Raw genomic sequence first — 12,993 nt, 5'->3', positions numbered from 1 at the left:
TATCGCATTTCTGCCATGCCTATTCCCATCGTCAGCCACACCCACTTCAACTGGCATAACGACCAGCCGAGCGCCGGGCGGCCGCTGACCATGGCCGGCCGCGACCTGCAGGCCACCGCCATGCTGCCGCCCCACCATCACGAATGGGGCCAGTTCACCTACGCCCTGCGTGGCGTGATGCGCGTCGACGCCAACCACAGCAGCTGGATCGTGCCGCCGCAGCGCGCCATCTGGATACCGCCGGGCGTCGAGCACAGCGTCACGGTGCTGGAAAACACGGACCTGCGGCCGATGTCGGTGTACGCCGGGCGTTCCCCCTTCGCCGGCGGCGAGTGCAAGCTGCTGGAGCTGTCCGGCCTGCTGCGCGAACTGCTGGTGGCGCTGGAACAGCACGACCGCGACGAGCAGTCGCCGCGCGAGCAGCTGCTGATGGAAATGATCCTGGACGAAATCCCGCGCTGCGCCGTGCGCCCGGTGCGCGTGCCGCTGCCGACCGACAAGCGCCTGAAGGCCTTGTGCGACGCCCTGATCGCCGAACCGGGCGCCGAGCACACGCTGGCGGCGTGGGCCACGCAGGTCGGCGCCTCGGAGCGCACGCTGGCCCGGCTGTTTGAGCGCGAACTCGGCATGGGCTACACGCAATGGCGCCAGCAGGTGCGGCTGGCGCACGCCGCGCCGCTGATCGCCAGCGGCGTGCCGCTGTCGCAAGTGGCCGCCGAGCTGGGCTACGCCAGCCAGTCCGCCTTCTCGGCCATGTTCAAGAAGACCTTCGGCTGCTCGCCGTCGACCTTCTTTGGCTAACAACAATAGTGACCGTTCGTTAAGTTTTCATTTTTTCTGCCGATAACGTTTGCTTGGACAAAAGTACGGTACATTAGTGGAAACTGATCAATTAGAAAATCGATATCGCATGGCGGACCTGTCCCTTTTTTCAAACGAACAGATCGCGGCACTGCTGGCGGCATTGCCAGACCCGGCATTCATCCTCACCCGCAGCGGCCGCTACGCCGCCGTCTTCGGCGGCACTGACAGCCGCTACTACCATGACGGCAGCGGCCTGGTCGGCAAGTCCATCTGCGACGTACTCAATCCCGAAAAAGCCGCCTGGTTCGAGACACAGATTGCCATCGCACTGGCTTCGCATGGCCTGCATGTGGTCGAATATCCGCTGGCGCGCGAGGACATCAAGGGGCTCGGCGGCGACGGCCCGGCGGAAGTGATCTGGTTCGAGGGCCGCGTGCAGCCGCTGGACTACCAGGTGCTGGATGAGGAGGCGGTGCTGTGGGTCGCCAGCAACATCACCGCCAGCAAGAAGCTGGAAACGCTGCTGCGCACGCAGAGCGAGACCGATTCGCTGACCGGCCTGTTCAATCGCCGCAAGCTGATGAGCGGCCTGACCGAGCATTTCGAACTGTTCGCCCGCTACAAGACGCCGACCTCGGTGCTGATCTTCGATATCGACAAGTTCAAGGGCATCAACGACGAATACGGCCACCTGGCCGGCGACAAGGCGATCGCCACCACCGCCGACGTCTGCCGGCGCGAACTGCGCGCCACCGATTTTCCGGCGCGGCTGGGCGGCGATGAATTCGTGGTGCTGATGCCGCACACCGACGGCGAGCAGGCGATGCCGATCGCCGAACGGCTGCGCCACCGCATCGCGGAAGCTTTACAGAAATTGGGAACGCTGGGACCAGGCGCCACCATCAGCGGCGGCCTGAGCGAGATGACCGCGGGCGATCTCTCGTATGAGGAAGTATTGAAACGGGCGGACGATGCGTTGTACCGCGCAAAGCGCGACGGTCGCAACCGCATCATCCGCCACTAGCGCCAGGCTTAGCCGCCGAAGGTCAGCGCGCCGTCGGTCACATCCACCTTGATGGTGTCCTTCGGTCCGAACGTCCCTTGCAGGATCAGCTTGGACAGCGGATTTTCGATCTGCTGCTGGATCGCCCGTTTCAGCGGCCGCGCGCCGTACACCGGATCGTAGCCCGCCTCGGCGATCTTGTGCAGCGCCGCGTCGGTCACCTGCAAGGTCATCTCCATCTTGGCCAGACGACGCTCCAGGATCGCCAGCTGAATCCGCGCAATCGCGCCGATGTTCTTCTCGTCGAGGCCGTGGAACACCACAATCTCGTCGATCCGGTTGATGAACTCCGGACGGAAGTGCGACCGCACCTCGGCCATCACCGCCAGCTTGACCACGCCCGGATCGGAATCCTCCATCGACTGGATCTTATGCGAACCCAGGTTCGAAGTCATGATGATGACGGTGTTCTTGAAGTCCACCGTGCGGCCCTGGCCGTCGGTCATGCGGCCGTCGTCCAGCGCCTGCAACAGCACGTTGAACACGTCCGGATGCGCCTTCTCCACCTCATCGAGCAGGATCACGCTGTACGGCTTGCGGCGCACGGCTTCGGTCAGATAGCCGCCCTCGTCGTAGCCCACGTAGCCCGGCGGCGCGCCGATCAGGCGGGCCACCGAATGCTTCTCCATGAACTCGCTCATGTCGATGCGGATCAGCGATTCCTCGGTGTCGAACAGGAAGCCGGCCAAAGCCTTGGTCAGCTCGGTCTTGCCGACGCCCGTCGGGCCCAGGAACATGAAGGAACCATACGGACGATTCGGATCGGCCAGACCGGCGCGCGAACGGCGGATGGCGTCGGCCACGGCGGAAATCGCCTCGTCCTGGCCCACCACGCGCTCGTGCAGCTTCTCTTCGATGTGCAGCAGCTTGTCGCGCTCGCCCTGCATCATGCGCGACACGGGAATGCCGGTCGCGCGCGACACCACTTCGGCGATCTCTTCCGCGCCCACCTCGGTGCGCAGCAGACGTTGCTTCGGCGGCGTGTTCTTTTCCAGCGACACGCCCTTGGCCGACGCGGCCTCGGCCTGCTTCAGCTCCGCCTCCAGTTGCGGCAGGCGGCCGTATTGCAGCTCCGAGACGCGCTGCCAGTTGCTTTCGCGCGTGGCCTGCTCCATCTGCAGCTTGATGCGGTCGATCTCTTCCTTGATGTGGGTACTGCCCTGCACCACGGCTTTTTCGGCCTTGAGGATTTCCTCGAAGTCGTTCAGCTCGCGCGTCAGGCGCACGATTTCCTCGTCGATCAGTTCCAGGCGCTTGCGCGAACCCTCGTCCTTTTCCTTCTTGACGGCTTCCTTCTCGATCTTCAACTGGATCAGGCGGCGCTCCAGCTTGTCCATCACCTCCGGCTTGGAGTCGATCTCGATCTTGATCTTGGCCGCCGCTTCATCGATCAGGTCGATGGCCTTGTCGGGCAGGAAGCGGTCGGTGATGTAGCGATGCGACAGTTCCGCCGCCGCGATGATCGCCGCGTCCGAAATGGCTACCTTGTGGTGCAGCTCATACTTGTCCTGCAAGCCGCGCAGGATGGCGATGGTCGCCTCCACGGTCGGCTCGTCCACCAGGATTTTCTGGAAGCGGCGCTCCAGCGCGGCATCCTTCTCGATGTACTTGCGGTACTCGTCGAGCGTGGTCGCGCCGACGCAGTGCAGCTCGCCGCGCGCCAGCGCCGGCTTCAGCATATTGCCGGCGTCCATGGCGCCATCGGCCTTGCCGGCGCCGACCATGGTGTGCATCTCGTCGATGAAGACGATGGTCTGGCCTTCGTCCATGGCCAGTTCCTTCAGCACGGATTTCAGGCGTTCCTCGAACTCGCCGCGGTATTTCGCACCGGCGATCAGGGCGGCCATGTCCAGCGCCAGCACGCGCTTGCCTTTGAGCGAATCGGGCACCTCGTTGTTGACGATGCGCTGCGCCAGGCCTTCGACGATGGCGGTTTTACCCACGCCAGGCTCGCCGATCAGCACCGGATTGTTCTTGGAACGGCGTTGCAGCACCTGGATCGCGCGGCGGATTTCATCGTCGCGGCCGATCACAGGGTCGAGCTTGCCCAGGCGGGCGCGCTCGGTCAGGTCGAGGGTGTATTTTTTCAGGGCTTCGCGCTGGCCTTCGGCTTCCTGCGAATCCACCTTGGCGCCGCCGCGCAGGGTGTCGATGGCGGCTTCCAGCGATTTACGGGCCAGGCCGTTTTCGCGCGCCAGCGTGCCGGCGTCGGACTTGTCTTCGGTCAGGGCCAGCAGCACCATTTCGCTGGTGATGAACTGGTCGGCGCGCTTCTGCGCTTCCTTGTCGGCGAGGTTGAGCACGGCGCCAAGCTCGCGGCTGGCCTGCACGTTGCCGCCGGTGCCGGACACTTTCGGCAGGCGCTCCAGCGCGGCCGTCAGCGCCTTGGTCAGGCCGCCGACATTGACGCCGGCGCGTTGCAGCAGCGAACGCGCACCGCCGTCGTCCTGGTTCAGCAGGGCCGTCAGCAGGTGCAGCGGTTCGATGTATTGATTGTCATTGCCCACGGCCAGACTCTGCGAGTCCGACAGGGCTTCCTGGAGTTTGGTGGTGAGTTTGTCGTGACGCATGGTGTTGCTCCGATATATTTAACTATCGCTAACATAGGGATCAGCGATGCGTTTTCAAGGAGCAGCTACAACCATTTGTTAAGCGCCTGGTCGTCGCTGACGCGGGCATCCACCCAGCGCGCGCCATCGGGCGTCTGCTCCTTCTTCCAGAACGGCGCTTCCGTCTTCAGATAATCGATGATGAACTCGCTGGCGGCAAACGCCTCGCCGCGATGTGCGGACGTGACCGCCACGAGCACGATCTGATCCTTCGGCTTGAGCGGACCGACACGATGTATCACCAGCGCACTGAAAATCGGCCAGCGCTGCCGAGCCTTGTCAATAATGTCACTGATAGCCTGTTCGGTCATGCCCGGATAGTGCTCCAGCTCCATCTCCGACACAGTAGCGCCTTCATTCAGATCGCGCACCGTGCCGACGAAGGTGACCACGCCCCCTACTTTGGGATAATCCGCGCGCAGTTGAGCAACTTCCGTGGACAGATCGAAATCCTCGGTCTGGATGCGGACTTCATTCAAACTCATGCGCGCTCCGAGGCGCCGATGCGGCGGAACAGTTGTTCGATGCGGCTGGCGGTACGGGCGTCGGCCAGGGCCGGCATGGCGCACAGTTGCAGATAGGCAGCGGTGGCCGACTGCGGCTTCTGGCCGGATTTCAGCGACGATTGCAGCACTTCCACCTGCATCTTCAACCGTTCGCGGGCGAACTCGGCGCCGCTGTCGACGCCAGCCACGATTTCCAGGCGCAGCACCTCATCCAGCAGTCTGGCGCGATTGCGCTCCAGCTCCTGCGCGTAGGCGGCGCGCTGGCCATCGACGGCCGCCACGGCGGCATTGAAACGGACTTGCAGCGCGCGCTCGTAATCGTTGCCCAGCGACGGCAGCGCCGTCCACTTGGCTTGCCAGTCCGCAACATCGATGGCATCCGGACCGGCGATGGCGGCTTCCAGTCCTTGCGCCAGGCGCAGCTTGTCGCGCAGCGCATTGGCCTGGGCGGCGCCGGCGCGGCGCTTGATCGCATCCGCCTGCGCCTGCACCTTGCCGACGGCGTTGTGGTAACGCTGGTTGATGCGGACCTCGGCGGCGCGCGGCACGACGCCGGCGGCGTTCCACGCCGTCGCCGCATCCTTCAGCGTCTTGGCGATGGCGGCCAGCTGGGCCTTGTCCTCGCCGCTGAAGGTGGCGTCCTCCAGTTCCTTGCAGATGGCCTCGCGGGCATGCAGGTGCGCCTTGCGCTCGTGGTCGGCGGCGTGGGCGGTTTCCTTGCGCTTGGCGAAAATGGCGTCGCACGCGCTGCGGAAACGCTGCCACAGCGCCTGCTCCACCTTGCGTTCCAGCGGCAGCGCCTTGGCCTGCTCCTGCCAGCGTTCCTGCAGCCGGCGCAGCTTGTCCAGCGTGTGACGGTCGGCCGGCTCCAGCGCTTCGGCTTCGGTGATCAGCTCCTCGCGCTTGGCGGCTTCCACCTTGCGCTGCTCGGACAGCGGCGCCAGCATGTGGGCCAGCACCTTGTCGAAGGTGTGATCCAGCTTGCGCTTTTCCTTGCGGTCGATGGTGCCCAGGCGGGTCCACATCTGGCGCAGGCGCTGGCCGGCGGCGGCCACGTTCTTCAGGTCGGCGCCCTCGGCGGCGGCCGATTCGCCCAGCGCGCGGGTTTCGGAAATCAGCGCCTCGGCCTTGGCGGCGTTGGCGTGGCGTTCGTCGGCCAGCTGCTTGAAGTGGGCGGCGGCCGGGGCGTAGGCGCTGGTGCAGGCGGCGTCGAAGCGTTCCCACAGGCTTTTCGGCGCGTGGCCGGAGACGGCGTCCAGCTGCTTCCAGCGGTCGCGCATGCTGCCGACTTTCTTGGCCAGCTCGCTCATCGCCAGCTTCTGGGCCGGCAGTTCCTCCACGGCCTTGACCAGTTCTTCGCGCGAGATGTTGCCGCCCCAGCGCGCCCAGTCGCCCAGACGCTTCAGTTCAGCGCGGACGTGGTTCAGGTGTTCGGTTTGCGCCGGGCTGAGGCGGGTTTTGTGGTCGCGCAGCCATTTGTCGTGCTCGGCGGCGGCGTGCAGCTGGCCTTGTTCCAGGGCGGCCTCCAGGGCGTCCATGGTTTCCAGGAATTTCTTGTCGGTTTCCTTGGGCGCTGGCTTGGCCTGTTTCGGCGGTTTGGCGGGTGCAGCTTCCGCGGCCTGCGGCGCGTCAGGCGAGGCGGCGGATGTGGACGCGGCGGACGGCGCCGGCTTGGTTGGCGCGGGCGCGACGGCGCTGGCGGCCGGGGCGGCCGGCTTCGGCGGCGCCGTCAGCGTGGCGCGCGTTTGCTCCAGCGCCTGGGCGTAATCGCTCAACAGGTGGCGCGGCAAGGCGTTGTGCTCCGGCGCCTGCTGGTAGTCAGCCTGGTCGGCGGTGTGGCGTTCGAGGGCTTGCAGCGCCTCTTCCGTCGGCAGGCCGCTGTCCGGCAGCTTGCGCACGGCGGCCAGCGCGTCGATGATGCGGCGTTGCAGGTTGACCTGCGCTTCCAGCCGCGCGGCCAGGGCGGCGCGGGCGGCGGCGAAGGCATCGACCAGCGTTGGCACTTCGGCAACCACCAGCCACTGGCGATCCAGTTCGGCCACCTGGTTCGGCGTCAGTTTCTCATCTTGCAACAGGCGCTGCGCCTGCTCCAGGCAGGCCTGGGCTTTTTGCTGCTCGGCCTGGCGGTAGCGGATGGCGTCCAGCCGGCCCTGCATCAGCTTGGCGACGCGGCGGTCGGTGTTGCGCACCGCGTGCAGCACCTGCTCCAGCGCCGGCTGCGACTGTACGTGCTCGGCCGCGCTCAGGCGCACGCCGGCAAATTCACTCTCCAGGATTAACGCGACCGCGGCCGCTTCATTGCCATTCAGCGCGGCGGCGCGCTGCGTCTGTTCATCACGGCGGCTGGCGGCAGCGGCGCTGGCCGCGTCCTGCTCCGGCGTCGCCGCGGATGCTGTGGGAACGGCCGAGGCTTCGGTCGCACGCTTAAAGAGGAAATCAAACATTGTGCGCTATGGTGATGGCTAAAACCACCATCATAGCAGCGCAGGGAAAATTTGCCCTGCTAGTGCGCTACGGGGCGGTTATTTCATAAGTGCATCGTCACGCGGCGTGGACCGCGTGGGCCTTGGCGCCGGCGCCGCCGGAGCGTCGTCGAGGCTAATAATCGGCAATACCTGCAGGCCGGGGATGGAAATCTGGCCGTCGTCCATCTCCCCGCCCGGCAGCGCCCGGCGCCGCGCCGCCACCTGGGCGGCTTCGGCCGGCGGCAGGCCGGAACGTTTCATTTCATCCAGATGCTTGTCGTGCATCATCAACTGGTTGGCGATCGAGAACCAGGTTTCGCCGGCGATGGCGTTGCGCGCCAGGGCGAACAATTCCTGCTCTTCTTTTTCCAGCCGCTTCAGCAGCGCCGCGCAAAAGGCGTCGATGCTGTTGCACACTTCGCTGACCTGCTCGTCGCGGACGTCCGCCAGCGAACCCAGCTTGTCTTGCAGCACGCGGATCGACAGCAAGGCGGACTGGTTCAGGCGGTTGAGTTCTTCCAGCAGGTGGTCGGCGCGCTCGGTGGCGTCGCGCAGCGCCGGAATCAGATACATCTCGGTCTTGCGCCAGTGACAGGCCTGGTATAGCGTATTGAGATTTTCGCAAGCATATTCCAGCTGCGACAGGGTCATGCGGTTCTGCTGCATGAGCGTGGTGCGCACATACTTCTGGAACGATAGCAGACTCAGGCGAACGCTCGATTGCTCGACCGATAGGGCTACCAAGGTGTATGTGGCGGTTAACATTCTGACTCCCAGGGCGATGTAGCGGAAGTAAAAGTGTAAAGTTTCCCGACAACCGCGCTTTGAGCTAGCACAAACCCGCCCTGCGCTTTTATATGACGCTAATGCCCCCAATATATCTCAACCGTGCGGCGAATGCTATCGCAAAGGCAGTTGCAGCCGCACCATTCCTGCTTCCGGATGCGGCAATACCACGCCGCCGAAATGGCGGATCAGCTTTTGCACGCCGCCGTTTTCCGACAAGGCGTCACCGACGATTTCGCGCGTGCCCCTGGCGCGGAAATAATCGACCAGTTTCTGGAACAGAATGTAGCCGAGTCCCTTCCCTTTCAAATCGGAACGCACGATGATGGCGAACTCGGCCGACTGGTTGTCCGGGTCCAGCACGGCCCGCACCACGCCCAGCGTTTCCGGCTGGCCGCTGGCGTTGGGCCGGGTGGCGATGAAGGCCATGGCGCGGTCGTAGTCGATCTGCGTCAGCCGCGCCAGCTGGGCCGGCGGCAGCTCGCGCATGGCGGAGAAGAAGCGCAGGCGCACGTCATCGGTCGCCAGCGCGCTGAAGAACTGCTGGTGCTGCGCGCCATCTTCCGGCTTGATCGGCCGCAGCAGGATTTGCCCGCCGTTCCAGTCCACCCGCTCTTCCAGCTCCTGCGGGTAAGGCCGGATCGCCAGTTCCGCGCGCCGTCCGCGCGCCTTGGCCAGGTGCATGCGCGCGCCGAGCGCCACGGCGCTGCCGCCGATCGCCAGCAGCGGATTGAGGTCGAGCTCGGTCAGCTCCGGCAGGTCGGCCACCATGTCGGCCACCTGCACCAGGGTGCGGATCAGCGCTTCGGCGTCGGCCGGCGTCTGGCCCTGCGCCAGCAGGCGCGAGACGCGGGTGCGGCTGACCATGTCGCGCGCCAGCGCCATATTCAAGGGCGGCAGACCGGCGGCGCGGTCGGCCGCCACATCGGCCGCGATGCCGCCCTGGCCGAAGAACACCACCGGCCCGAACACTGGATCGTGACTGATCTGGATGCGCGCCGCCGCCAGCGTGGCGCCGGTCAGCGCCGCCTGCTGCGGCATGGCCAGCGCGATGCCATAGGCCGCCATCAGCGAGCGCGCCTCGGCGTCCGACAGCTCGCTGCGGCCGGCGTGCAGCGCCGCCTGCACCAGCGCGCGCGCCGCCGAGCGCTCGCCGGCGCTGGTGGTCGGCACGCCGACCGGCACTTCCATCAGCAGTTCCTGGTTGCGGCGGTACTGGGCGATTTGCAGGAAGCCGTTGACGGCTTTTTCCGGCGTGTCGTAGGTCGGCAGGCCGGCTTCCGCGAACACCTGGCGCGCCTTGGCCACCGAGCTGCCGCCCAGCCAGCAGGACAGCACGTTCTTGCCGGCCGCCTGCATCAGCGGCGCCACCGCGTGGGCGATCAGATCGCTGGCCACCATGGCGGTCGGCGCGTGCAGGAACAGCAAGGCGTCCGCCTGCGGCTCCTGCAACAGCGCCTGCACCGCGCCGGTGTAGCGTTCGACCTGCGCGTCGGCCAGGAAGTCGACCGGATTGGCGGTAGGCGCGCCGGCTTGCGCCAGCCGCTTCTGCGTTTCCGGCGACAGCGCGGCCAGTTGCGCGCCGCTGCACGCCAGCGCGTCGGCGGCGATCAGGCCCAGGCCGCCGCCATTGGTCAGCACCGCCAGCCGCTCGCCGCGCTGCGGCCGCTGGCGCGCCAGCGTTTCGACGGCGTCGAACAGGTCTTCGGTGGAGTACACGCGCAACATGCCGGCGCGGCGGATCGCCGCGTCGAACACCAGGTCCGCGCCGGGCGCCGGATCGCGGCCCACCTTCAGCACGATGACCGGCTTGCCGCGCGCCGCCAGCCGGCCCGCCGACATGAACTTGCGCGCGCTGCTCACGCGCTCGATGCACAGCAGGATCGCTTCCGTCTCGCCGTCGGCGGCCAGGTAGTCCAGCATGTCGCCGAAGTCCACGTCGACGCCGTCACCCATCGCCACGAAGCGCGAGAAGCCGATGCCGCGCTGGCCGGCCCAGTCCAGTACCGCCGTCGCCAGCGCGCCGGACTGCGACACGAAACCCAGCTTGCCCTTCCCCGCCGCCATCTGCGTGAAGCTGGGATTCAGGCCCAGCGCCGGCGATTGCAGCCCGGCGCTGCCGGCGCCGAGGATGCGCAGCAGGTGGGGCCGCGCCGCCTCCAGCATCGGCTGGTGCATGTAACGGCCGCCGCTGTGGCCCGGATCGGCGGTCATGACGATGGCGGCCTTGCAGCCGGCCGCGCCCAGTTCGCCGATCAGCCCCGGCACGGTGGCCGGCGGCGTGCAGATCACGGCCAGGTCCGGCGCCGCCGGCAGGCCACTGACGCGGGCGTAGCTTTGCAGGCCATGCAGTTTCTGGTGCTTGGGATTGACCGGCCACACCTTGCCGCCGTTATGCGTGAAATCGCCTTCCAGCAGATTGGCCAGCACCCGCGTGCCGATGCGCTGCGGATTGTCCGACGCGCCGATCACGGCCACGGAACGCGGTTGGAACAGACGGTCGAGATTGCGGATGCTCATGTCAGGCTACCAGCGGGATGAATGGTCTTCGGTCACGCCCATCAGCTGCGTGACCATGCGTTTCGGTTGGTCCGGCGCGGCGCGCACCCAGCCGCTGAAGGTGCCGACCGGCTGCAGATAACGGCTGGCCGCCACCACCATCTTCTTGTCGTCGCGGCGCGCGCCGTCCGGCGTGAAGATCAGGTCCAGCATATCGTCCTCGGTGAAGATGTGCCACGGCGACAGCGCGTCCTTTTTATCGTACAGGAAGTGGGCCGGCGCCAGCGCGATCAGGTCGCCGTCCAGCCACAGCGCGTTTTCGTGGCCGCCGAAATAACCGGCCTGCAGGTTGAAGCCCAGCTCCACATTGTGCGCCGAGGCCCAGCGCCAGGCGGTGTTGCGCGCCAACAGGCCGTTGGAATAATCGAAGCTGGCGACGCCGCCATCGAGCTTGAATTCGTCGCGCCAGGTGCGCACCTCGCCGCGCAGCGGCATGGCGGACGATTTCTGCGTCGCGTGCACCGAGCCTTTGTCGATCGGCCCGGTAGCCAGCAGCAGCGGCGACGGCGACGGGCCGAAGGCGGCGTCGATTTCCAGATAATCGCAGCGCAGCGTCAGCGCATAGCTGCCGTCGCCGTTGGTCTCGATGTTGATATGACTGCTGCCGCGTTTAAAGCTGCTCGATTCGCCCGCATGGTTGGCCAGCCGCGCCGACACCAGCGGCAGGCCGTCCTGCGAGAAGTTGGCCAGCATGTCGCCGTCCTTGCGGTCGAAGGCGTAGGCGAAGGCGGTGCTGATCCAGCCCAGATCGACGATGGCGACCGCGCAGAACACCTCTTCCGTGCACAGCGCCACGTAGTGCCAGCGCTTGTGGTGGAAGCGCCGCCACAATGGGCTGCGCGAAAACGGCCGGGCCAGCTGGCTCCAGTCGATATTGCCGACCTGGCCGGCGTAGCGTCCAAACAGCGGCTGGCCGTCGGCGCCCAGCAGGCTGACGGGGGCGGCGGGCAAGGTCATGCGGCTTCCTTTGTCGGTTCGGCCGCGTCCAGCGCGGCTTGCAGCTGCGCACCGAAAGCGGCGGGCGTGGCTTGGGTGATCTGTATCCGCGGGCAGGCGTGCCAGTCGGCCAGCCGTTGCAGCGCGGCGGCGATGTCGCGCGTGAAGCGGTCGCTGATGCGCGCTCCAGGTTCAAGTATCAGCGACTTCAGTTCGAACACGCCGTCGCGCCGGTGCGCCTTGGCGTCGACGCGGCCGACCAGTTGGCCGCGCCGCAGGATGGGCAGCGTGAAATAGCCGTATTTGCGCTTGTCGGCCGGCGTGTAGCATTCCAGCCGGTAGTCGAAGTTGAACAGTTCCAGCGCGCGGCGGCGGTCCCACACCACCGGGTCGAACGGCGACAGGATGGTGGTCAGCGTCGGCGCCAGCGTGCCGGCGGCGGCGCTGTCCAGCAGGTCCGCATGGTCGGGATGGACGTAGATCGGATCGTCCCAGTCCGCCACCCAGGCGCGCAGCAGGTCTCCCTGCGCCACCAGCGTTTCCGGATCGAGGCGCGGCGGCCTGGTGCGGAAATAGTCGCTGATCCACGGCGCGCGCGCGCAGCCCATGGCCTTCACCGCCTTGAGCACCAACGCGCGGCGCACCTCGTCCATGTGCGGCAGCTGGCTGTCATCCCAGTGCGGCAGCACGCGTTCGGCCAGGTCGTAGATGCGCTGGAAGTTGTGGCGCGCGGCGATCATCAGCGCGCCGGTGGTGAACAGCACTTCCAGCGAGCGCTTCTCCGGCTTCCAGCTCCACCAGCCGCCGCTCTGACCATCGGTGCGTTCGAAGTCGGAGGAGCGCGTCGGGCCGTTGACGCGGATATGCTCCAGCACCGCATCCACCTCGGCGCGGCGCTCCTTCATCCAGGTGGCCGAATACTTCCAGCCCATGGCCTCCGGGTCCAGCATGCGGTGCCGATACAGGCCGTAGTCCTCGACCGGCACGAAGCAGGCCTCGTGCGCCCAGTATTCAAACAGCTCGCCGGCGGCCAGTGCCTGCTCCAGCCACGGCTGCGGGTAGTCGCCCAGGCGGCTCCACAGCACCAGGTAAGGGCTGCGCGCCACCACATGAATGGTATCGATCTGCAGCACGCCCATTTGCCGGATCGCCGCCAGCAGGTCTTCCTGGCGCGCCTTGCGGCGGCGCGGCTGCAACAGCCCTTGCGCCGCCAGATGCAGCGCCCGCGCGGCGGACAGGCTCAATATCGGTTCAGTCATGACCGC

General features: G+C 66.5%; 9 protein-coding genes. 2 read left to right on the top strand and 7 right to left on the bottom strand.

Going from position 1 to position 12,993, the window contains the following annotated elements:
• The first annotated feature begins 15 nt into the window (after positions 1-15).
• The gene (locus GJ695_RS10165; protein ID WP_154364331.1) at positions 16-801 is read left to right on the top strand and encodes an AraC family transcriptional regulator; all 786 of its coding nucleotides are present in this window, start codon (positions 16-18) and stop codon (positions 799-801) included.
• Positions 802-910: 109 nt separating this feature from the next.
• Positions 911-1,828 (top strand): GGDEF domain-containing protein, encoded by a 918-nt coding sequence (locus GJ695_RS10160; protein ID WP_154364328.1) that lies wholly within the window; start codon positions 911-913, stop codon positions 1,826-1,828.
• An 8-nt stretch (positions 1,829-1,836) separates the two neighbouring features.
• Here the strand turns inward: GJ695_RS10160 and clpB are convergent, their stop codons facing one another.
• The 7 genes from clpB to GJ695_RS10125 form a co-directional block, all read right to left on the bottom strand.
• Positions 1,837-4,437, bottom strand: a complete 2,601-nt coding sequence (gene clpB, locus GJ695_RS10155; RefSeq protein WP_154364326.1) for an ATP-dependent chaperone ClpB — start codon at positions 4,435-4,437, stop codon at positions 1,837-1,839.
• A gap of 65 nt (positions 4,438-4,502) precedes the next feature.
• Entirely contained in the window at positions 4,503-4,961 is a 459-nt protein-coding gene (gene moaE / locus GJ695_RS10150; protein ID WP_154364324.1) for a molybdopterin synthase catalytic subunit MoaE, read from the bottom strand.
• Complete coding sequence (locus tag GJ695_RS10145) at positions 4,958-7,426, bottom strand: DUF349 domain-containing protein (protein WP_154364323.1); 2,469 nt, start codon at positions 7,424-7,426, stop codon at positions 4,958-4,960. Before GJ695_RS10145 ends, moaE begins: the two co-directional genes overlap by 4 nt.
• 78 nt (positions 7,427-7,504) lie before the next feature.
• Entirely contained in the window at positions 7,505-8,212 is a 708-nt protein-coding gene (locus GJ695_RS10140) for a hypothetical protein (RefSeq protein ID WP_154364322.1), read from the bottom strand.
• A gap of 135 nt (positions 8,213-8,347) precedes the next feature.
• The gene (locus GJ695_RS10135) at positions 8,348-10,753 is read right to left on the bottom strand and encodes a bifunctional acetate--CoA ligase family protein/GNAT family N-acetyltransferase (protein WP_154364321.1); all 2,406 of its coding nucleotides are present in this window, start codon (positions 10,751-10,753) and stop codon (positions 8,348-8,350) included.
• A gap of 6 nt (positions 10,754-10,759) precedes the next feature.
• Complete coding sequence (locus GJ695_RS10130; protein ID WP_154364320.1) at positions 10,760-11,749, bottom strand: DUF2804 domain-containing protein; 990 nt, start codon at positions 11,747-11,749, stop codon at positions 10,760-10,762.
• Positions 11,746-12,987, bottom strand: a complete 1,242-nt coding sequence (locus GJ695_RS10125; RefSeq protein WP_154364319.1) for a winged helix-turn-helix domain-containing protein — start codon at positions 12,985-12,987, stop codon at positions 11,746-11,748. Before GJ695_RS10125 ends, GJ695_RS10130 begins: the two co-directional genes overlap by 4 nt.
• Positions 12,988-12,993: the final 6 nt, after the last annotated feature.

This window comes from Duganella alba, from assembly GCF_009674495.1.
Classification (GTDB): Bacteria; Pseudomonadota; Gammaproteobacteria; order Burkholderiales; family Burkholderiaceae_D; genus Rugamonas; species Rugamonas alba.
Note: the sequence above shows the minus strand (reverse complement) of the source record. Positions and strands in the feature narration are given on the sequence as shown.